Origin of the sequence: uncultured Phascolarctobacterium sp., from assembly GCF_934190775.1 — a bacterium.
Classification (GTDB): Bacteria; Bacillota; Negativicutes; order Acidaminococcales; family Acidaminococcaceae; genus Phascolarctobacterium_A.
In genome coordinates this window covers 29,263-51,038 of the sequence record NZ_CAKPTG010000017.1, presented here as the reverse complement: position 1 = coordinate 51,038, position 21,776 = coordinate 29,263, and the positions used below count along the sequence as shown (strand labels likewise).

The following is a 21,776-nucleotide window of genomic DNA, read 5'->3' as shown; positions in this document are numbered from 1 at the left end:
CCGCAAGCATTTGCAATAATAACTAAAGTCATAATTAAGGAGGAATTTTTGATGAACAAGACTGAGTTAATCGCTGCTGTTGCTGAAAAAGCCGGCTTAACCAAAAAAGACGTTGAAAAAGTTATCACCGCTACCCTGGAAACCGTTAAAGAGGTAGTTGCTAAGGGTGACAAAGTACAGGTAGTTGGCTTTGGTACTTTTGAAGCACGTGCTCGTAAAGAACGTGAAGGTAAGAATCCGGCAACCAAAGAAAAGATTGTTATTCCTGCTGCAACCGTACCTGCTTTCAAAGCTGGTAAGGCTTTCAAGGATGCTGTTAACGCAAAATAAGCTGTATTAGTGCTGTGGGCCCGGCAGCCTTGCCGGGCTTTTCTCTAGAATATGCAGCAGAATACTGATGCAGCTTCAATGTTAAGGGGGCGAAGAAATGGTTAGACGTCGAGTGAGACATAAATCTATTGCATTCCCATTATTTATGACGCTGCTGATTCTTGCCTGCGCGTACGGTATTGTCAAGCAGGAGTATTCTATTTGCCAGATTAAAAATGAGCAGGCTGCCACACAGCAACGTATTGCTACTTTGAAAAAACAAAAGGCAGAGCTGGAGGCAGAGCGTAAACGGCTGGATGACCCGCGTTACATTGAAAAGCTCGCCCGTGAGGATTACAACATGGTGGGTAAAAACGAGGTGCCGCTGTTTATAGTTGATGAGAAAAAATAAGGCAGAACAAGAAATGATTGCTTTTGTTCTGCTTTTTTTATTGACACCATGAAAAATTAAAGAGTATAATACAAGAGTATTAAGAATTTTTAAGGGGGATTTTTTTCTCGATGTCACTTGAAGTAGGTGCAATTGTAGAGGGTGAAGTTACAGGTATCACCAATTTTGGCGCATTTGTCCAACTGCCTGAGGGCAAGGTTGGCCTGATTCACATTTCTGAGGTTTCTAATGTTTATGTAAAAGACGTGCATGACTTTTTAAAGGAGCACGACAAGGTTAAGGTTAAGGTATTATCTGTAGATGACCGCGGCAAAATCGGCTTGTCTATCAAACAGCTCACACCGCCGCCGGCTCCGCAGGCAAGACCGCAGCGTCCGCAGAATGATAATCGCGAGCGCCGCAGCAACAATAACGGTATGCGTCCTCAAGGCGACAATCGTGAACGCCGTGGCGGTATGCGCCCGCAAAGCGCAAGACCGATGGCTCCCGTTTCGTTTGAGGATAAATTATCCAAATTCCTGAAAGACAGCGATGACCGTATGCTGGACTTAAAACGTAATACTGAGTCTAAACGCGGTGGTCGTGGTGCCAGACGTGATAAATAAGCAAGCTGGTAATTAATGAAATGGCACTCCTGAGAGTGCCTTTTCTTTTATGGCATAGAAAAATTTAGTGTGACATGTTTGCTCTGCTGCTGAAGGAGATATGCTATGAGGCAGATTGCGCCTGCAGTCTACAAGCTGCGCAAAACAATTAAAAATTTGCTGCGGCCGGAGGCTCACTACCTGCTGGCGGTGAGCGGCGGCTCTGATTCCCTGGCTTTGGCGCATGCCTGCGCTGCTTTGGCAGCGCAGGGCTGGGGACGCTACAGCGTCTGCCATGTCGAGCACGGACTGCGCGGGGAAGAGGCACTGCGCGATATGCAGGCAGTGCAGCGTGCCTGCAAGGCTTGGGGACTGCCCTGCTTTACAGAGCATGTGCAGGCTGCAGCGTATGCAGCGCAGCAGCATCTTTCTACTGAGGATGCTGCGCGCCGCCTGCGCTATGCTGCGCTGAGGCGCGTAGCGGCGCAGCAGGGCGCTGCAGCAATTGTTACGGCGCATCATGAGGGTGACCAGGCCGAAACGCTGCTTTTGAGGCTGCTGCGCGGCGCAGGCCTGCAGGGACTTGCCGGGATGCGGGCGCAGCAGGGCGATATCATCAGACCGCTGCTCGCGTTGCCCAAGAGCCTGCTGGAGAAATACTGCAGTGCGGAAGGCATTGCAGTCTGCTACGACAGCACTAACGCGGATACAGCGTATACGCGTAACCGCGTGCGGCTGGAGCTTTTGCCATACCTGGAGCGTAGTTTTAACCCCGCTGTAGTGCCGTCATTGGCGCGTACTGCTGCTTTACTGGCGCAGGATGCGGAATGTCTGGAGCAAATGGCTGATGCTGCTTACAGACAGCTGGCGCGCAGGCAGGAGAATGCTATCAGCCTGCCGGTGAGGCAGCTTACAGCACTGCACAGTGCTGTAAGGCTGAGGTTGTTAAGGCGCGCGTATTTCGAGCTGGGCGGTGAAGAGCTGTCCTACGAGCGCACTCAGGCCATTGAATCCTTGCTGCTCCGACGCAGTGGCGGCAAAATCATCCAATTGCCGCAGGGAATAAACGTAGTCTACAAAAGTAAACAGCTTATTTTTGTTAAAATAATAATATAAAGTATAAGGAGAAAGAAAAAATGCATGACGATATTAAGACAGTTTTGCTGACCAAAGAAGAAATTGATGCCCGCGTACAGGAAATGGGTAAGCAGATTGCTGCCGATTATGCAGACAAGGATTTGGTTGTCATTGTTCTGCTGAAGGGTGCTGCCTGGTTCGCTACCGACCTGACCCGCGCTATTGATATGCCGCTGCGCGTAGACTTTATGGTTGCTTCTTCCTATGGCAACGGAACCAGCACCAGCGGCAGCGTTAAGGTTAAGCTGGATGTCAGCGAAGACATTAAGGGTAAAGATGTGCTGGTAATCGATGATATCATTGACAGCGGCGTTACTTTTGCTTCTATCACCGATATGCTGCGTCACTACAAGCCCGCAACTCTGAAAACCGCTGCTCTGTGCGACAAGGCCGAGCGTCGTGTAAACGGTCTGGAAGCTGATTATGTAGGCTTTAAAATTCCTGACGAATTCGTTGTAGGCTACGGTTTGGATTATGCAGGTGATTACCGTAATCTGCCGTTTATCGGCATCCTGAAGCCTGCCGTATATGCACGCAAATAAAAGCCTATAAATTGCATAAAACAGTTGCTAGTTTTTCCTATCTATAATATAATAAAAACATTATGAGCTAAGTGGAAGGAGGCTACGTGCTTGAATAAATTTTTTAAGAACGTACTTTTTTATCTGCTGATTATCATGGTGATTATCTGGATGTTTGACCTTTACGGTGAAAAGAATTCTAAACCTGCCGATATAAGCTATACCAGCTTTATGCAGCATGTACAGCAGGACGAAATCAAACAGGTAACTATTGTTGATAACGTTATCAGCGGTAAATTAAAGGATGGCAAGGAATTTTCTACCGTTGCGCCTAATGACAGCAAGCTGGTAGAAAAGCTGGAAGCAAAGAAAGTAGACATTAAGGCAGAGCTGCCGCCGCAGCCACCTTGGTGGATGAGCATTCTCAGCTCTATTTTGCCGATGCTGATTATCGTAGGTCTGTGGTTCATGCTGATGAATCAGGGCGGTGCCGGTGGCGGCAAGGTGATGAACTTTGGCAAGAGCCGTGCGCGTCGCTACGATGAGGAAAAACTGAAGATAACCTTTAAGGATGTTGCCGGTGCTGATGAAGCCAAGCAGGAGCTGGAAGAGGTTGTTGAATTCCTGAAGCATCCGCAGAAGTATAATGACTTGGGAGCTAAGATTCCTAAAGGTGTTTTGCTCTATGGCCCTCCGGGTACAGGCAAAACCTTGTTGGCGAAGGCAGTTGCCGGTGAAGCGGGAGTTCCGTTCTTCAGCATTTCCGGTTCTGACTTTGTAGAGATGTTTGTCGGTGTCGGCGCTTCACGTGTACGTGATTTGTTCGACCAGGCAAAGAAAAGTGCACCCTGCATCGTATTTATCGATGAGATTGATGCCGTAGGCCGTCAGCGCGGCGCCGGTCTTGGCGGTGGCCATGACGAGCGCGAGCAGACTCTGAACCAATTACTGGTTGAGATGGACGGTTTCAGTGCTAACGAAGGCATCATTATGATTGCTGCAACTAACCGTCCGGATATTCTGGACCCGGCGCTGCTGCGTCCCGGCCGTTTCGACCGCCAGATTGTAGTAGACCGTCCTGATATCAAGGGACGTACCGAAATCCTGAAGGTACATGTTAAGGGTAAGCCGATAGGACAGGATGTAAATCTGGACGTAATCGCTCAGCGTACCCCCGGCTTTACCGGTGCTGATTTATCCAATCTGGTTAATGAAGCAGCGCTGCTGACTGCCCGTAAGGACAAGAAGGCCATCAATATGCCGGAAATGGAAGAGGCTGCCGAGCGTGTTATCATGGGACCGGAGCGCAAGAGCCGTGTCATCAGTGATAAGGAAAAACGCCTGACTGCTTACCATGAAGGCGGTCATACTATCGTTGGTATGCTGCTTGAGCATACTGACCCTGTACATAAGGTTACCATCATTCCGCGTGGCCGTGCCGGTGGTTATACCCTGAGCCTGCCTAAGGAAGATAAGTATTATGCAACCCGCAGCGAAATGCTCGATGAGCTGAAGGTTCTGCTGGGCGGCCGTGTGGCCGAGGCTCTGGTGCTGAAGGAAATCTCCAGCGGTGCCAGCAATGACCTGCAGCGTGCAACCCAACTGGCACGCCAGATGATTTGCGAATACGGCATGAGCGAAAACATTGGTCCTGTAACCTTTGGTCATCGTCAGGACCAGGTATTCTTGGGACGTGATATTGCTCGCGACAAGGATTACAGTGAAGAAGTGGCAGCTAAAATTGATAAAGAGGTACGCTCCTTTATGGAAGATGCCTATGCTGCTACCGAAAAGCTGCTGTCCGATAATATTGACAAGCTGCATGTGATTGCTAAAGCTCTGATGGAGAAGGAAACTCTGGAAGAGGAAGAAATCAACCAGCTGGTAAAATACGGTCATATCCTTACTGCAGAGGAAAAGCTGCAATTAGTACAGCAATCTGTTGTGGATGAGGAAATAGCTGTTGCTCCCGTTGCCGAAGCTGATGCAAAGGCTGAAGCGCCTACTGCCGAAGCAGATGCATCCGAAGAAGCACCCAAAGAATAATAGCAAAAAATTAACGCTCGCGTTCTGAAGAACGCGGGCGTTTTTTGCGTTTAGTTAAAATTTCGGAAAAACTCCAAAAACCCCTCCGCCGCAGGCGTCAACCTATGCTCCTTACTCCAATACAACGTCTGATCAAAATGCAGCTTGTCATCAACAAGCTGGCGTCGCACCATCCCCTGCGGCACAGCATCACTCTCTAACGCAGCGACAACCGCAACCCCAAGACCGCTTGTCGCAAAGGTAAGCGCACTCTCTGCCGTAGTAGCAATAAAAGCGACATTAGGCTTAACAGCATACGCTTTAAACGCACTGCGCAAAAGCGCATAGCTGCCATAATTACAGCATAAGGGCACACCTGCCAAATCCTCCGGCGAAAGCATGCTTTTACCTGCCCAAGGAACCGCAAATCCGGCATTATAGAAAGCATAAAAACTCTCCCGCTGCACCTTGATAGTAGCGAAATTGTGCGCTGCAGGCAACGGTGCGTTGGCAAAGGCAAAATCAATACTGCCTGCCTCCAGCTGCTGCTGCTGCTGTTCTACTGTAGCATCGTGAAACTGATAGCTGATGCCGGGATTTTCTTTGGCAAAGGGAATAAGATAGCTGCGCAGGAAATAGTCGGTACGTACGTGTGACACGCTGAAGCGCAGCGTGCCGGCGGCACGCCTGCCGAAGGCCTGCATACGCAGGCTGATATCATCCTCCGTATTGCACAGCTGACGTGCCTGCTGCAAAAAGGTTTCACCTGCCTCCGTAAGCTCAATGTGGCGCTTACCGCGCTGCATTTTGAAAAGCTGCACGCCATAATTTCTTTCGATAGCCTTCATCTGTGCGCTGAGCGCCGGCTGTACGATGCCCAATCGCTTAGCTGCGGCGCTGAGATTACCTGTTTCGGCAACAGTGATAAAGTTTCTGTAAAAAGCGAAATCCATAGCAGTATCTCCTTAAAATATCAAAAAATATGATTATAATAATCAAAATAAAGTCTTTTACTTAATTATAGAACGGGAGTAGAATTAAGTAAATGCAAAAATAGAAGGAAACCTTCTATTGAAACCGGAGAGGAAGCTGTTATTATGAAAAAACACCGTTCGTTGAATGTTTTGTCAGGACCGTTACTTTTTCTTGTCGTCCTGCTTATACTGGCGCCTATAATTGAATTTAAGCAGGCGGCCGCCATTGCTACGATTTTCTGGATGGGCCTTTGGTGGGTGCTGCGCCCGGTAAATATTGCCGTAACCTCGCTGTTGCCGATTCCCTTGAACGCCATCTTCGGCATGGTGCCGATGGAGGGTATTATCAGCAAATACTTTTCGGAAATCGTCGTGCTGCTGGTCGGCAGTGATCTTATCAGCCTGGTGTGGGAAAAAACACATCTTGATAAGCGTCTGGCGATAAAAAGCCTTTGCGGCCTGGGAACATCGATGCGCGAGCAGATATGCGTCTGGCTGGTGGCTTCAACGCTGCTGTCTATCTTTTTGCCAAACGTCGTCGTTGTTATGATTCTGCTGCCGGTGGCTGTAAGCATGCTGCGTTTTTTGGGACAGCAGCAGATTACCGATAATCCCGTAGCAACACCGATTCTGTTGGCCATCGTCTGGGGCGCAGGCTTCGGCGGTTTCGGTTCACCCTTGGGCAGCAGCTCCAATCTGGTAGCAATCAGCTATCTGGAAAAGCTTACGGGACACGAATTCATGTATGTTGATTGGGTTATCCGTTTTCTGCCGCTGCTTTTCATCATCATGCTGCTCATTCTGGCTTATCTGCTGCATTTGCCGCTGCCTGTTAAACGTCTTGACGGCGGCAAGGAATATTTTCGTGCTGCTTATGATAAGCTCGGGCCGATGAGCCGCGGCGAAAAATTAGGCCTGTGGCTTTTTGTTCTCGCAACAGGTCTGGCCTTCATCCGTCCGCTTTATGTGCAGTATCTGCCGCTGATGAAGCCTGCGTATGTTTTCTTCACCTTTGGCATGCTCACCTTTATGCTGCGCAACGAAACAGGTCAGCTGCTTCTGACCTGGCGTGAGGCTGAAAAGGGCATTATGTGGGGGATGATATTCCTTTTTTCCGGTGGACTGGCATTAGGCCAGCTGATTACAAAAACCGGTGCGGCAACACAGATTGCTAAGGTAATCACGCTGCTGCCATTGAGCGGCGGTTGGGAAACAATGTTCAGTCTGACGCTGTTTGCTACCTTCCTGACGGAAATCAGCAGTAATACCGCGGCGGCTTCTATCTCAATTCCGGTAGTACAAAGCATTTCGCAGCAGCTGGGGCTGAATCCTATTCCTTATATCCTGACCTCGATTGTTGCCGTCAACTGTGCCTTCATTCTGCCGGTGAGCACACGTGCCGTGGGTGTAACCTACGGCCTGAATCCTGATGATTTGCTGAAAAACGGCCTCAAGCTCTCAATAATTTGCATGCTGCTCGTCAGTGCGCTTGGTTGTATCTGCATGCATTGCTGGAGCCTTTTCAGTCATCTTTAATTAAGCATTAATGAAGCCTTCTTTGTTTACTCCCTTGTCATTGCTGGGATGGCGGGGGAGTACTTTTTGTATGGAATTGTGAAGAAGTATGCTTGAAAATGATGCAAAACAGCGGAAAAAAGAGGAAAATTGATTTTTTTTGTAAAATTGCTGATTTTAGTGCATTTTTTGCTATACAAACACGGTTTTTTGTAGTAAAATCATATCACAAGAATTTTGGCGGAACGGAAGGTTCCACACATATGCTCAAGAAAGGTTGTGTTATTAAGGTAATGAACGAGCAATCCATGAATAGAAGTTTAAAGAACAGACACTTACAGATGATTTCTTTAGGTGGCATCATCGGCAGCTGTTATTTTTTAGGTGCCGGATATGCGATTGAGCAGGCCGGACCTGCTATTATCCTTTCTTATCTTTTTGGCGGTGCAATCGTCTTATGCGTTATGCTGTGCCTGGCGGAGCTGGCTGTAGCTAAGCCTATTTCCGGTTCCTTTGTTACCTACGCACGTGAGAATATATCCTCAACCTGGGCTTGTGGCGTTGGCTGGGCCTATTGGCTGAACTGGATGGCTTACGTGCCGTCTGAAATGATTGCTGCGGGTATCATTATGAATAATTTTGTACCTGCCGTCAGTCAACTGTGGTGGGCAATTCTTTTTGGCCTGCTGGTGACTGTAATTAACCTTTTTCATGTCGATAATTTCGGTGAAAGCGAATTTTGGCTTTCCATTATCAAAATTGCTGCCCTTGTGGGCTTCTGCGGCGTTGCCGGTTTAATAGTTTGCGGTCTTGTCGGTGACCAGGGCTATTTAGGCGCTAAGGTGCTGCTGAGCCAGGGCGGTTTTGCTCCCCAGGGATATTGGCCGATTGTGCTGACCATGGTTATTATTCTGGTTAACTTCCAAGGTACCGAAATCATCGGTCTGGCTGCGGGCGAATGCAAGGATCCTGCTAAAAGCATTCCTATTGCGGTTCGTAATGTTTCCTGGCGTGTCATTGCTTTATATATCATTCCTATTACATTATTGCTGTCCATTATGCCGTGGGATAAGGCCAGCCTGAAGGAGAGCGTGTTCGCTGCTGCTTTGGCAGAATACGGCTTTGACGGCTTAGCCTCTGCGATTGCCTTTGTAGTGCTGGTTGCAGGTGTATCCTGCGCTAACTCCGGCTTGTACGGCGGTGCGCGTGCGCTGCATGCACTGGCTCGTATGGATATGGCACCGGCGTTTTTGGGCAAGCTCAATAAAAACGGTATGCCGCAGAATTCCATTATCGTTTCTGTATGCGCTTGCTGGGCAGTTATCGTTTTCTACACCTTTAATCCCGATTCTACACTGTATACTTATTTGCTGGCAGTATCCGGCTTTACCGGTGCGATGGCTTGGATTTCCATTTGCTGGAGCCAATATAATTTCCGTCGTCGTCTGATTGCCGAAGGCAAAGAGGATACTCTGAAGTATAAAACACCGTTCTTCCCGTATGTTACGCATTTCGGTATCTGGTCGCAGGTTTTCTGCCTGGCAGTAATTGCTTTTACACCGAATTTACGCCAGACGCTGTATGCGGGCGTACCGATGCTGGTGGTGCCGATGCTTTGCTATCGTTGGCGCAAGCATCAAAAGAGTTTGGTTCAGACTAAAACTCAGGTAGCAATGGCCCATAAATCTTAAAAGTATATGGAGGTTGCCGCAATGCGGCAGCCTCTTTTTATGTAATGCATAAAAATATAAGAATATAGCAGAGCCTTTTGAGTATAATGCCGGAAGGTGTTATAATAGTTGTTAAAAGGAGAATGGTTATGCAATTAGTTGTAGATAAAATCGCCAAAGCATTTGGCATTCATGAAATATTTAAAGACGTCAGCTTCATGGTGGAGCAGGGAGAGCATGTTGGCCTCGTCGGCGTCAACGGCAGCGGCAAGACGACGCTGCTGCGCTGTCTGCTGCAGCCTGAATGGGTTGACAGCGGTGCGGTGAAGTTTGAACCTGGTATCAGCGTGGGCTATGTACAGCAGGGCTTTACCGATATCCGCGGTACTATCTGGCAGTTTATGCAGACAGCCTGCCCGGAAATCGGCAGCCTGCGACAAAAGCTGGCACAGCTTGAGACTGATTCCGGCAAACTGCAGGGCGAAAAGCTCGACAGCTGCCTGGAGGAATATGGACGCGTACTTAAGCGCTATGAATTTATTGACGGCTATAATTACGAAAACCGTATTAAGCGTGTGCTTATCGGCCTTGGCTACACCGAGGATTGGTGGCAGCATGATGCGGCAACTCTGAGCGGCGGTCAGAAAACACGTCTGATGCTGGCGGCGGCACTGGTGCGCAATCCCGACTTTATGATTCTGGACGAACCGACAAACCATCTGGATATTGTAATGACGCAGTGGCTGGAAAAGTATCTGCAGGAATTTAAGGGCGGTCTGCTCGTTGTCAGCCATGACCGTGCCTTCCTCGATAATGTCGCTATGCGCATTCTGGAGATGGAAGGCGGCAAGCTGCAATCCTTTAAGGGCAATTACAGCCGCTATCTGGAGCAGAAGGCAATTCAGAGCAGTACGCTGACTGCTGCCTACAATGCGCAGCAGGATTATATCGCACGCACGGAGGCTTATATCCGTCGATTCAAAGCAGGCATCAAGAGCAAAATGGCGCGCGGCCGTCAGTCACAGCTCGACCGTTTGGAGCGCATTGACGCACCGGTGCAGCATGAAGAGTTTGAGCTGCGTTTGCCGCCTGCTGCCGAATGTGCGGACAGAGTGCTGATTATGGAGGATCTGACCATCGGCTACGGCGAGAAGGTACTGGCCAAGGGCATTAACCTTACGCTGCGCCGCGGGGAAAAGGCTGCACTTTTGGGTGCCAACGGTACCGGCAAGACTACGCTGCTGCGTACTATCTTGGGTGAAATCGCACCGCTGAAGGGCAAGGCCAAGATTGGCAGCAGAGTGCAGATCGGTTATTTTTCACAGAGCTATGAGCGCTTAAACCCGGAGCAGACGCTGCTGGAAAACTTTGTTGTCGAATACGGCTTTACGGAAGAGCATACACGCTCGATGCTTGGCGGTATGCTGTTCCACGGTGACGATGTGTTCAAGAAAATCGGTGAGCTGAGCGGCGGTCAGAAGGCACGCCTCGTGCTGCTGAAGCTGGTGCTGGACGGCGCCAACTGTCTGGTGCTGGACGAACCGACAAACCATCTGGATATTATGGCGCGTGAAGCGGTAGAGGCAGCGTTGGAGTCCTTTGACGGCACAGTGCTGGTAGTAAGCCATGACCGTTATTTTGTCAACGAGGTTGCCGATCGCATCTGGGAAATCGAAGATTTAGAGGTTAAGGACTATAAGGGCAATTACGATTTTTATCTTGAAGAGAAGCAGAAAAAGGCTGCTGCTCTGGCGCAGGCACAGGAGGAAGCAGAAAAGGCTGCGGCCTATGCGGAGGCACAGGCTAAAAATCAGCAGCAGACTGCCGCAACCACTGTGAAAGCGAAAAAGCAGGATGATAAAAAGCGCCGTTACAGTCCTGACGAGGCTGCACGGCTGCTGCCCAAGGTAGAGCTGCAGATTCGTGAGCAGGAGGCTATGATGGGCCTTTTGGAAAAGCAGATGGCGGACCCGGCAAATCACACCAGTCCCGAGCATAGTGCGGCTATGGCAGCTGAGCATGAAGAATATGAGCAAACCATTGCCGAGCTGATGGAAAAATGGGAGCTGCTGATGGAAGCGGCGGAGGATGCCTGATGGACGATAAAAAGTATATGCAGCTGGCGCTGGCTGAAGCACGCAAAGCAGCAGAGCTGGGAGAAATTCCTATAGGTGCGGTGCTGGCGGACATGACAACGGGCGAGGTTATCGCCGCTGCGCACAATATGCGTGAAACGTGGCATGACGCAACGGCGCACGCTGAGGTCATTGTCATCCGTGAGGCCTGCGAGCGCCTGGGGCGCTGGCGGCTGAGCGGTTGTGCACTGTACGTTACCGTTGAGCCCTGCCCGATGTGTAGCGGTGCCATTGTCAACGGCCGTGTCGACCGCGTTGTTTACGGCTGTCCCGATGTGAAGGCCGGCGGTGCGGAATCCATTTTTAATATTATTACGAATCCTAATCTTAATCACTGCGCGGAGGTTGTCAGCGGCATCTGCGAGGAGGAATGCGCGCAGGTGATGCGCGACTTTTTCCGTCGTCGCCGTCAGGAAAACAAGGCGAAGCGCAAGGATGTTGCCGGTGCGCCGCAGGAATAATTTCGGCAGGCGGTTGCCAAGACGGGATTTTTCTTATATAATATTAATGTTAACTTGATGCGAATATATTCGTGACAACAGAATAATGGAGACGTAGCGAAGTGGTCATAACGCGGCTGACTCGAAATCAGTTTGCCGTTTGCGCGGCACGTGGGTTCGAATCCCACCGTCTCCGCCAACGAATTTCCTTCCCGCAGCTTATTTGGTTGCGGGATTTTTAGTGTGTAACATATTTATCATTTTGGTAGGTTTTATCGCCTGACAGTTAATTTTTTCTGCTTTTTGTTTGCCAAAGATGTCGCTAACTGTTAAAATGTCATACGAATGCTTTTGATTTTGGGGGATAATTATGACATCGGAAAAAATAATTGATATCTTAAAAAACGGTAAAATTCATCTGTCATGCGAGCTGTTTCCGCCTAAGCAGGGCGCAGAGCTGCAAAACAGTCTGGAGATTGTCAACAAAATTGCAGCCAGCAAGCCGTCCTATATGAGCGTCACCTATGGCGCAGGCGGCAGCACGGTAGGCTATTCGGCAGCACTGGCCAAAAAAGTAGAGGATAACGGCATGCCGGCTCTGGCTCATCTGACTTGTGTAAAGGCTGATGAAGCAAAGCTGGCAGAGGTACTTGGACAGCTGCAGGGCTTTGGCGTAAAAAATATTCTGGCACTGCGCGGCGATATACCGGCAGATATGCAGGGTGAGGAAATCGGCAGCTTTGCCCATGCCAGTGAGCTGATGCGTTTTGTGAAGCAGCAGGGCGATTTCTGCGTCGGCGGCGCTGCTTATCCCGAAGGCCATCCCGAATCCGGCTCGCTGGAAAATGATATAGAAAACACCAAGTATAAGGTGGATGCCGGCGTTGACTTTTTAGTGACGCAGATGTTTTTTGATAATACGATTTTGTACAACTATATGTTCCGCTTGCTGCGTGCGGGCATCAATGTGCCGGTGGTGCCGGGCATTATGCCGGTGACGAATGCCAAGCAGATTATCCGTATCTGTCAGCTGAGCGGTACTAAGCTGCCGCCGCAGTTCCGTGCGATGGTAGAAAAATTTGCCGATAAGCCGGAAGCACTGAAGCAGGCAGGTATCGCTTATGCTACCGGTCAGATTATTGATTTGATTGCCAACGGTTTTGACAATGTACATATCTATACGATGAATAAGCCGGAAATTTTTGCCGGTATTATGAATAATCTCGGAGAGATTGTAGATAAATAGTCCTGCGCTAGGGCGCAGAATTTAAGGTTGTTGTTATGGAATTTAAGCAAAAGGAAGCGCTGCGCTATCTGCGGGCCAAGCCAGGAGATAAGGCAGCAGAAATTTTAGTGGATACGGTTTATCTGAAGCTGCGCAATGAGGTGCAGGCGCGTTATATCCTGCAAAAGCATGCGATAACGGCAGATGAGGCAGGCGTAACGCTGGACTGCGGCGTGCGCTTTCATTCGCGTGCGCTGGCGCGTCATTTAAAGGGATGCAACACGGTGCTGCTGATGGGCGCAACGCTCGGAAGCAGGGTGGACGCAGCCATCCGCCGCCTCGCACTTATCAGCGTTGCTGAAGGCGCGGCGGCTCAGGCCGTGGCAGCGGCGCTGATTGAAAGCTATTGCGATGAGGTGCAGGCGCAGGCTGAAACCGGCGGTCTGCTGCAGCGTCCGCGTTTTTCGCCGGGTTATGGTGATTGGCCGCTAGAGGAGCAGCGTCAGCTGTTCGCAGTGCTGAACTGTGCTAAACGCATCGGCCTGACGCTGACGGACGGACTGATGATGGCTCCGTCGAAGTCGGTGACGGCAATCATCGGCTTATCGGAAGATGCTGCCTGCGTGCAGAATAAATGTATGACCTGCAGTAATATAAACTGTCCTTACAGAGATACTGATATTAAGAAAGTTTGAGGAGAAGATTTAATTTATGAATTTTAAGGAATTGTTAGGAAAGCAAATGCTGTTCTTTGATGGTGCCACCGGCACACAGCTGCAGGCACGCGGCCTGCAGCCGGGTGAACTGCCCGAAAGCTGGAATTTTACACACCCCGATATTGTAGAGGCTGTACATCGCAGTTATCTTGATGTAGGCTCCAATATCGTAAAATCCAATACCTTCGGTGCTAATCCGTTGAAGCTGGCAGGCTCCGGCCTGGATTGCAAGGAAACCATCGAAGCGGCTGTGGCGATTGCCAAGAAGGCCTGCAGTGGCAGGGAAAATAAATTTGTTGCGCTGAATTTGGGACCGACAGGCAAGCTGTTGGCTCCTTATGGCGATTTGCCTTTTGAAAAGGCAGTAGAAGCCTACGGCGAAATGGTGCGTTATGGTGCTGCTGCCGGTGCGGATCTGATTCTTATCGAAACGATGAGCGACACCTATGAAATTAAGGCTGCGGTTTTGGCATCTAAGGAAAACTGTGATTTGCCGATTTGCGTAACCATGACCTTTGACGAGGATGGCAAGCTGTTGACCGGTGCCACGGTTGAGGCTGCCGCTTTGATGTGCGAAGGTCTGGGCGTAGATGCCATCGGCTTTAACTGCGGTCTGGGACCGGTGCAGGTGGGTAAGCTGTTCCCGCAGATGCTGGCAGCAACCAGCCTGCCGCTGATTATCAATCCGAATGCCGGACTGCCGGTACAGCGTGACGGCAAAACCTGCTTTGATGTCGGCCCCGAGGAATATGCAGAGCTGATGTACGAGCTCGCAGGCAAGGGCGCAAGCATCGTCGGCGGCTGCTGCGGTACAACGCCGGAGCATATTGCGCAGATGATTGCCAAATGCAAAACTTTGCAGCCGGGTGGTACGCGTGATTGCCGTCTGACTGCGGTATCCTCCTACGGTAAGGCCGTGCACTTGGGCGAAGGTCCTATAATTATCGGCGAACGCATCAATCCTACCGGCAAAAAGCGTTTGAAGGAAGCATTGGTCAACAGCGACCTTGATTATGTGTGCCGCCTCGGTCTGGAGCAGATTGGCGTAGGTGCGCAGATTCTGGACGTTAACGTTGGTACGCCGGGCATTGACGAAGCGGCAATGGCTGCGAAGGCTGTGCCGGCGCTGCAGGCAATTACCGATACGCCGCTGCAGATTGATACATCTAATTACGAAGCAATGGAAAGAGCGTTGCGCCTCTATAACGGCAAGCCGATGCTTAATTCCGTCAACGGCAAGGAGGACAGCCTGCAGCATGTACTGCCGCTGGCTAAAAAATACGGCGCTGTGCTGGTTGCACTGTGCCTTGATGACAGCGGTATTCCCGCTACAGCAGCAGGACGTATTGCCGTGGCCGAAAAAATTATCGCCCGTGCCGCCGAATACGGTATTGAAAGCCGCAATATAGTTGTAGACCCGCTGGCACTGACTATTTCCACCGGTGCCGATAACGCGGCGATTGCCTGTGAGGTTATCCGCACAATGAAGGCGCGTGGTATTAACACCGTTATGGGTGTTTCCAATATTTCCTTCGGTCTGCCCGGACGTGATGCTGTCAACAGCACCTTCTTCAGCATGGCGATGGCAGCAGGTCTTTCCTGCGGCATCATCAATCCGCAGAGCAAGCCGATGATGGATGCTTATTACGGTTATCGTGCACTGGCAGGCTATGACGAGGGCTGCAAGGAATACGTGCAGCATTATGCTGATGCGCCGAAGGCTGCGGCAACAACAGTAAGCGAAATGGGACTTTACGATGCCATTGTCAAAGGACTGCAGGGACCTGCGCGTCAGGCAGCAGCCAAGGCTCTGGAAAGCGAAAAGCCTTTGGATATCATCAACAAGTATATGATTCCGGCGCTTGATTTTGTCGGTCATGGCTTTGAAAAGAAAACTCTCTTCCTGCCGCAGCTGCTGATGAGCGCGGATGCGGCGAAGGCAGCCTTTGAGGTTATCCGTGAGGCTGTCGGCGTGGGCGAAACGCAGGGAGAAACAGTGATTATCGCTACTGTCCATGGCGATATCCACGATATCGGCAAAAACATTGTTAAGGTGCTGCTGGAAAACTACGGCTATCGCGTGCTTGACTTGGGCAAGGATGTGCCTGTGGAAGCAGTTGTAGAGGCAGCCAAGAAAACAGATGCCAAGGTTGTCGGCTTATCTGCATTGATGACCACAACCGTAGGCGCAATGGAAGAAACTATTGCTGCGTTGCATAATGAATGTGACTGTCAGGTTGTTGTCGGCGGTGCAGTGCTCACGCAGGAATACGCTGATACTATCGGTGCTGAGCATTATGCGCCGAACGCTGTCAGTGCGGTAAATTACGTCAACGAGATCTTAGGCAAATAAATTATATAGGTGATTTAAGGACTATCATGCTTAGCGTGGTAGTCCTTTTTTACGGAGTTTCGACTTTTTGGACCTTTAAGCAGGAAAAACCGCTCCCTCCCAAGAATTAAACAAATATCACCATGAACGGAGGGATACTGCATGAATATTTACGTTTGGCGACACAACAAAACATATCACAGCCACAGTATGATTGATGAGCCCTGCGTCAACAGCGAATTTTATCTCGATGCGATTGCTGTTGTGCTAGCGCATGATTTGGAAGAAGCGCTGGTCAAGCTGTCAGAAGAAAATAAAGGCTGGCGTACGGAGGATCTGCGGCAGCTGCCGTGCAGCGTGTATCCTGCGGATAAGGCAGCAGTAATCTTTTCCGAGCTGCGCGGGATTATTCCGCATCTCTAAAAACAAAAAAAGCCCGAATTCCCACATGAAATGTATGTGAGAATTTGGGCTTTTGCTTTATCTGCTTACAAGATGCTTTTTAAAATCGGCAATAAAAGCGGTGCCAATATAGAGGTGCTGATGCCGGTAAGGGCAATCGCTACACCGCCGATGGCCAGCTGCACGGGGCTGACATTGGCGCAGACGCTGGTGCCGAGGCCGTGGCTGGAGGCGCCGATAGCGAGACCGGCAGCCAAATGGTTTTTGATTCCCATTAGACGCAGCAGCTTGTGATTAAAGGTTGAACCCAGCATGCCGGTGAAGATAACAGCAGCTGTAGTCAATGCCGGAATGCCGCCGATGGTTTTGGAAACGTCAATGGCGATTGGCGTGGTAATGGATTTGGGGATGAGCGAAAGCAGAACCTGCTCGCTGGTACCCATTGCCTTGCCGCAGAAGTAAACCACTATGATAGCCGAAAGCGTTGCCAGTGTAACGCCGCCGACAATAGCACCGGCCTTAGCCATGATGATTTCACGGTTCTTGTACAAAGGCAGGGCCAGAGCGATAGTTGCCGGTCCTAAAAGAAAGTTAATGAATTCCGCACCTGCTTCGTACTGCTTGTACTCTACGCCTGGCGCCAGAACGATGACGGCGATGACCAGAGGGCAGGCAATAACGAAGGGCGGAATAATATTCAGACTGAAGCGGTCGATGATGATTTCGCTGATAGCGTACAGAATAACCGTCAGACCGATGCCGAAGAGCGGTGAATTGAGTAAAACGTCAGGAAAAAGCATCATTGACTCTCCTTTCCTTTAAGCATTGCTTCGATAAAGAAGGCTGTGACAGCCAAAACAACAATGCTGCAGACGATAATGGTAACGGTAATGGGCAGCAGCTCAGCTTTGATAACATCTACATATAATATAACGCTGACGCCTGCCGGTAAAAACAGCATGCCCATTTTGGAAATCAGGATATCGCAGATGCCCTCGATGGAGCTTGCCGGAATAACGTTGCCGCAGAGAAGTGCCGTTAAAATCAGCATTCCCAAAAGAGCGGGCGGAAAGGGTACGCCGAGGGCGTTGATGATGAGCGTGGATACCCATTGCAAAAGCAGCAAAAAGGCAATACCGCGCAATAAGCTGGTGGGTGACATTTTGTTTCCTCCTCATAAAACATGACAAATAATATAATTATAGACCTGTTGGTGGAAGTACGCATAAAGGTCAAAACGGCCGGGGTTAGCCGATGGTCTTTGGGGTTAAGGGTACTTGGCCGACAGAACGACATGCTATTAATATTGCCACAAAGCTAACAATATGTCAACAAAATGATGGTAATTTTTCACTGAATTAACACAGAAAATCATTTGACTTTTTGACTTTTACTGATATAATAGCAATTAGAAAGTGAATAGTGGTCCGGAAATGGAAAAGAGTCAACTCCATTCGGTTATTGACCGCTATTGAACCTGATAGAAGGAGGTGCAGCGTGATGAATGAACGCTACAGTGAAGAGGTAAAGGCTATATTGGAGGCTGCTCAGCAGCAGGCAGTTATGAACTATCACCAGGAGCTGACAACGGCACATGTTCTGGCAGCATTGTGCGGCAGCGACGGCTTCTTTAAATATTTGCTGCAGAGCCTGCACATTGATGAAAATGCTTTCAGCAAGGATGCTAAGGCTTTAGTACAAAAAATCCCCGGAGTCAAAGGTCAGGACCGTCAGCTGATGATGGGTACCGGCTTTGCCAGAGTAATGGCTATTCTGGGACAAGGTAAGGAAGAAATCGGTATCGGCCAGCTGGTTGCGGCTATGGCCAGTGACGGTGACAGCGATGTTGTATCGCTCTTCCGTAAATATGGTATAGATAAGAAAAAAGTTGAGGCGGCATTTATGCAGTATCAAAACAGCGAAGCAAATGATGAAACTAAAAAGACGCTGGAAAAATACGGCCAGGATTTGACAGCTAAAGCCAAAGAAGGCAAGCTGGACCCGGTAATCGGCCGTGATGAGGAAATCCGTCGTACGATTGAAATCCTTTCGCGTCGTAAGAAAAATAACCCGGTGCTTATCGGTGAGCCTGGCGTTGGTAAAACTGCCATCGTTGAAGGTCTGGCAAGACGTATTATTGCCGGCGATGTACCGGAAAGCCTGAAGAATAAAACCCTGTATGCTCTGGATCTGGCAGCTTTGGTTGCCGGTGCCAAATACCGTGGTGAATTCGAAGAGCGTCTGAAAAAGGTATTGAAGGCTGTCAGCGAAAGTGCCGGTCAGATTATCATGTTTATTGATGAGCTGCATACTGTTGTCGGTGCCGGTGCTGCCGAAGGCGCTATGGATGCAGGCAACATCCTGAAGCCGATGCTGGCACGTGGCGAGCTGCGCTGCATCGGTGCAACTACGCTGAACGAATACCGTAAGTATATTGAAAAGGACAGTGCGCTGGAGCGTCGTTTCCAGCCGGTAATGGTTAAGGAGCCGAGCGTTGAAGATACAATTTCCATCCTGCGTGGCCTGCGTGAACGCTATGAGGTACATCATGGCGTGCGCATTAAAGACGCTGCTCTGGTGGCTGCTGCTGTGCTTTCTAACCGTTATATCAATGACCGTTTCTTACCTGATAAGGCTATTGACCTGGTAGATGAGGCTGCTGCCCGTCTGCGTACCGAAATTGATTCGCTGCCGACTGAGCTGGATGAAAGCAAACGTCGTATCCTGCAGCTGGAAATTGAAGCTCAGGCTTTGGGCAAAGAGGAGGATGCTCAGTCCAAGGATCGTTTGGCTAAGCTGAACGAGGAGCTGGCAAAGCTGCGTAAGGACAATGACGAGCTTGTTAAACGCTGGGATGCAGAAAAGGCTTCTATTGCCCGCGTACGTGAGGTAAAGAAGGAAATTGATGCTGTGAAAAACCAGATGGAGCAGGCTGAGCGCGACTATGACCTGAATAAAATGGCTGAATTGAAATACGGCCGTTTGCCTGAGCTGCAGAAGGAATTGGCTGCTTTGTCCAAGAAGGATGAAAACGGCAATGACAATGTTATGCTCAAGGAAGAGGTTGACGAAGAGGATATTGCCAAAGTTGTCAGCACCTGGACCGGCATTCCTGTTGCCCGCTTAGGCACCGGTGAACGTGCTAAGCTGGTTCACCTGGAGGAAATCCTGCACGAGCATGTTATTGGTCAGGATGAGGCAGTCAAGGCTGTCAGCGAAGCTGTTATCCGTGCGCGTGCTGGTATCAAGGATCCTAATCGTCCGATTGGCTCCTTTATCTTCCTTGGTCCTACCGGTGTCGGCAAAACCGAGCTGGCTAAGACCTTGGCAGAGGTACTTTTTGATGATGAACGCAACATGGTACGTATCGATATGAGCGAATACATGGAGAAGCATACCGTATCTCGTCTGATCGGTGCGCCTCCGGGATACGTCGGCTATGATGAAGGCGGTCAGCTGACCGAGGCTGTACGCCGTCATCCGTACAGCGTAATCCTGTTGGACGAAATCGAAAAGGCACATGCAGATGTCTTTAACGTATTGCTGCAGGTTCTGGACGATGGCCGTCTGACCGATGGTAAAGGCCGTATCGTTGACTTCAAGAATACCTTGATTATCATGACCAGTAACCTTGGCAGCAACGAGATTATGAAGGCACAGGGCTCTATGGACAGAGAAAAGATTCAGCAGATGCTGATGAACTTCTTCCGTCCGGAATTCCTGAACCGTGTTGATGACATTGTTGTCTTCAAACCGCTGCAGGCAGAACAAATTAAGGAAATCGTTAAACTGGTACTGCATGAGCTGGGCGACCGTCTGAACAAGCAGCTGGAGCTGACGCTGACTTATACTGACGAGGCTGTTGCTTTCCTGGCAAAGGCCGGCTTTGATCCTGCCTTCGGTGCTCGTCCGTTGAAACGTCTGATTGTCCACACTGTAGAAAACATCCTGGGCAAGAAGATTGTTGCAGGCGAAATTAAAAATGGCGATAAGGTTGAGGTTGTATTGGTAAACGAGGCAATTGACGTTGTCGTAAAATAAAACAGCTTGGGGTTTAAGCGCCCTCTGCTGCCGTGAATGCGGTGGCGGAGGGTGCTTTTTCTAAAATATATAAATAGGCTTTTTATTGCGTGGCAGGTGGGGAAATGATACAATTAAAAGAGATGTTCAGTTATTGAGTTGCCAATGCATTATGTTTATAAAAAGAGGTGAGCAAAATGAAATATACATATGTAGAATTCGCTGATGGAACACTTGTTACTTTTAATGATGTACGCAAGGACAAGAATGGTGAGCATATTGATGTTTATTTTGAACGTCCTGTAGATACTGGCTTTGACTATTTGCAGATTTCCTTGCCTGACTTAGATACAGCTTCTTTTGAGGGATACAGCGAGGCTGAAATAGAAGATTTGAAAGATTTTGCTGCTGATAATGCAGCCTTGATTTGGGAGATGGCACGCGAATTTTCGTATCTCAGAACAAAAAGAGAATCATTGAACAATGGAATAAGCACTTTGGCGTATGAGTTTTTAGCATCTGTCTGATGTCTGACAGGTGCTTTTTTCTTTGCTCAAACTTTTTCCGAACGATTTTCTAAAAAACTGTTAAAAAGTTCACAGTTTATTTGACGTTTACGCGTTGGATTGGTATAATTAAAGTGAATTATTTAAGTGATTGAGAACCCGGGTTAGATTTTGCACAGGATTTCGAAACTGAACAGCTTTCTGCTTGGGTTTTGTTGTTTCTACAAGTAATTTTTGGGAGGTAGATTTCAATGAAAGTTGCAATTATCATGGGTAGTAATTCTGACTGGCCTATACTTGAGGCTGCAGAAAAAACTCTGAAGGAGTTTGGCGTTGAAACTGAAGTAGTTGTTGCTTCTGCTCACCGTACTCCGGATGTAGTACAGAACTTTGCTAAGGGTGCCCGTGACCGTGGCGTAGAGGTAATTATTGCCGCAGCCGGCGCAGCTGCTCATCTGGGTGGTTTCATCGCTGCCTTTACTACCGTTCCTGTCATCGGTATTCCTATTAATGCAACACCGTTGGCTGGTATGGACGCACTGCTGAGCTTTGTACAGATGCCTTCCGGTGTACCTGTTGCTACGATGGCCATTAATGGTTCCAAGAATGCTGCTTTGTTCGCCATTCAGATTCTTTCCGTAAAATATCCGGAGCTGGTAGAAAAACTGGCAGAGCATCGTGCAACAATGCGTGAAGAAGTAAGAGCTAAGGGTGAAAAACTGGCTTCTATGCGTGGCGTTCCTGCGCAGGAGTTCAAGGATTTACACCTGTAATAGTGGATAGTGGGTAGTGGATAGAAACTGACCACTGATCACTAATAACTAATAACTAATAACTAATAACTAATAACTAA

The 21,776-nt window shown here is 49.2% G+C and carries 20 protein-coding genes and 1 tRNA gene; 18 read left to right on the top strand and 3 right to left on the bottom strand.

Going from position 1 to position 21,776, the window contains the following annotated elements:
- Positions 1 to 51: 51 nt before the first annotated feature.
- The 6 genes from Q0G26_RS09290 (at position 52) to ftsH (ending at position 5,009) form a co-directional block, all read left to right on the top strand.
- Complete coding sequence (locus Q0G26_RS09290; protein WP_293724013.1) at positions 52 to 330, top strand: HU family DNA-binding protein; 279 nt, start codon at positions 52 to 54, stop codon at positions 328 to 330.
- 97 nt (positions 331 to 427) lie between these two features.
- Entirely contained in the window at positions 428 to 721 is a 294-nt protein-coding gene (gene ftsL, locus Q0G26_RS09285) for a cell division protein FtsL (protein ID WP_293830070.1), read from the top strand.
- A 110-nt stretch (positions 722 to 831) separates the two neighbouring features.
- Complete coding sequence (locus Q0G26_RS09280; RefSeq protein WP_293830068.1) at positions 832 to 1,326, top strand: S1 domain-containing RNA-binding protein; 495 nt, start codon at positions 832 to 834, stop codon at positions 1,324 to 1,326.
- A 105-nt stretch (positions 1,327 to 1,431) separates the two neighbouring features.
- Positions 1,432 to 2,421, top strand: coding sequence for a tRNA lysidine(34) synthetase TilS (gene tilS, locus Q0G26_RS09275; protein ID WP_293830067.1), 990 nt, complete (start codon positions 1,432 to 1,434; stop codon positions 2,419 to 2,421).
- Positions 2,422 to 2,441: 20 nt separating this feature from the next.
- Positions 2,442 to 2,984, top strand: coding sequence for a hypoxanthine phosphoribosyltransferase (gene hpt, locus Q0G26_RS09270; RefSeq protein ID WP_293724002.1), 543 nt, complete (start codon positions 2,442 to 2,444; stop codon positions 2,982 to 2,984).
- Positions 2,985 to 3,074: 90 nt separating this feature from the next.
- Positions 3,075 to 5,009, top strand: coding sequence for an ATP-dependent zinc metalloprotease FtsH (gene ftsH, locus Q0G26_RS09265; RefSeq protein WP_293830065.1), 1,935 nt, complete (start codon positions 3,075 to 3,077; stop codon positions 5,007 to 5,009).
- Positions 5,010 to 5,059: 50 nt separating this feature from the next.
- Here the strand turns inward: ftsH and Q0G26_RS09260 are convergent, their stop codons facing one another.
- Complete coding sequence (locus tag Q0G26_RS09260) at positions 5,060 to 5,941, bottom strand: LysR family transcriptional regulator (RefSeq protein WP_293830063.1); 882 nt, start codon at positions 5,939 to 5,941, stop codon at positions 5,060 to 5,062.
- Between the two features lie 144 nt (positions 5,942 to 6,085).
- On the opposite strand from Q0G26_RS09260, the gene Q0G26_RS09255 reads away from it, so the two are divergent.
- From Q0G26_RS09255 to Q0G26_RS09215, 9 genes are all read left to right on the top strand, one after another.
- Entirely contained in the window at positions 6,086 to 7,498 is a 1,413-nt protein-coding gene (locus Q0G26_RS09255; protein ID WP_293830062.1) for an SLC13 family permease, read from the top strand.
- Between the two features lie 272 nt (positions 7,499 to 7,770).
- On the top strand, positions 7,771 to 9,168 hold the full coding sequence (locus Q0G26_RS09250) for an amino acid permease (RefSeq protein WP_366517764.1): 1,398 nt from the start codon (positions 7,771 to 7,773) through the stop codon (positions 9,166 to 9,168).
- A 128-nt stretch (positions 9,169 to 9,296) separates the two neighbouring features.
- Complete coding sequence (locus Q0G26_RS09245) at positions 9,297 to 11,243, top strand: ABC-F family ATP-binding cassette domain-containing protein (protein WP_293830058.1); 1,947 nt, start codon at positions 9,297 to 9,299, stop codon at positions 11,241 to 11,243.
- Positions 11,243 to 11,743, top strand: a complete 501-nt coding sequence (gene tadA, locus Q0G26_RS09240; RefSeq protein ID WP_293830056.1) for a tRNA adenosine(34) deaminase TadA — start codon at positions 11,243 to 11,245, stop codon at positions 11,741 to 11,743. Before Q0G26_RS09245 ends, tadA begins: the two co-directional genes overlap by 1 nt.
- An 87-nt stretch (positions 11,744 to 11,830) precedes the next feature.
- Positions 11,831 to 11,921: transfer RNA gene (locus Q0G26_RS09235), tRNA-Ser, on the top strand.
- Positions 11,922 to 12,092: 171 nt separating this feature from the next.
- Positions 12,093 to 12,968, top strand: coding sequence for a methylenetetrahydrofolate reductase (locus tag Q0G26_RS09230; protein WP_293830054.1), 876 nt, complete (start codon positions 12,093 to 12,095; stop codon positions 12,966 to 12,968).
- Positions 12,969 to 13,003: 35 nt separating this feature from the next.
- On the top strand, positions 13,004 to 13,642 hold the full coding sequence (locus tag Q0G26_RS09225; RefSeq protein ID WP_009146053.1) for a vitamin B12 dependent-methionine synthase activation domain-containing protein: 639 nt from the start codon (positions 13,004 to 13,006) through the stop codon (positions 13,640 to 13,642).
- 16 nt (positions 13,643 to 13,658) lie between these two features.
- Positions 13,659 to 16,016: a homocysteine S-methyltransferase family protein gene (locus Q0G26_RS09220; protein ID WP_293830052.1), complete on the top strand. Its 2,358-nt coding sequence runs from the start codon at positions 13,659 to 13,661 to the stop codon at positions 16,014 to 16,016.
- Between the two features lie 141 nt (positions 16,017 to 16,157).
- A complete protein-coding gene (locus Q0G26_RS09215; RefSeq protein WP_293830051.1) occupies positions 16,158 to 16,418 on the top strand; it encodes a hypothetical protein in 261 nt (86 codons plus the stop codon).
- A gap of 65 nt (positions 16,419 to 16,483) precedes the next feature.
- Here Q0G26_RS09215 and Q0G26_RS09210 read toward each other — a convergent pair whose 3' ends face one another.
- A complete protein-coding gene (locus Q0G26_RS09210) occupies positions 16,484 to 17,200 on the bottom strand; it encodes an LrgB family protein (RefSeq protein WP_293830050.1) in 717 nt (238 codons plus the stop codon).
- A complete protein-coding gene (locus Q0G26_RS09205) occupies positions 17,197 to 17,559 on the bottom strand; it encodes a CidA/LrgA family protein (protein ID WP_021720291.1) in 363 nt (120 codons plus the stop codon). Before Q0G26_RS09205 ends, Q0G26_RS09210 begins: the two co-directional genes overlap by 4 nt.
- Positions 17,560 to 17,897: 338 nt before the next feature.
- On the opposite strand from Q0G26_RS09205, the gene clpB reads away from it, so the two are divergent.
- The 3 genes from clpB (at position 17,898) to purE (ending at position 21,696) form a co-directional block, all read left to right on the top strand.
- The gene (clpB, locus tag Q0G26_RS09200; RefSeq protein WP_293830048.1) at positions 17,898 to 20,438 is read left to right on the top strand and encodes an ATP-dependent chaperone ClpB; all 2,541 of its coding nucleotides are present in this window, start codon (positions 17,898 to 17,900) and stop codon (positions 20,436 to 20,438) included.
- Between the two features lie 176 nt (positions 20,439 to 20,614).
- On the top strand, positions 20,615 to 20,944 hold the full coding sequence (locus Q0G26_RS09195) for a hypothetical protein (protein WP_293830046.1): 330 nt from the start codon (positions 20,615 to 20,617) through the stop codon (positions 20,942 to 20,944).
- A 230-nt stretch (positions 20,945 to 21,174) separates the two neighbouring features.
- Complete coding sequence (gene purE, locus Q0G26_RS09190; RefSeq protein ID WP_293830044.1) at positions 21,175 to 21,696, top strand: 5-(carboxyamino)imidazole ribonucleotide mutase; 522 nt, start codon at positions 21,175 to 21,177, stop codon at positions 21,694 to 21,696.
- The last annotated feature ends 80 nt before the right edge of the window (positions 21,697 to 21,776 follow it).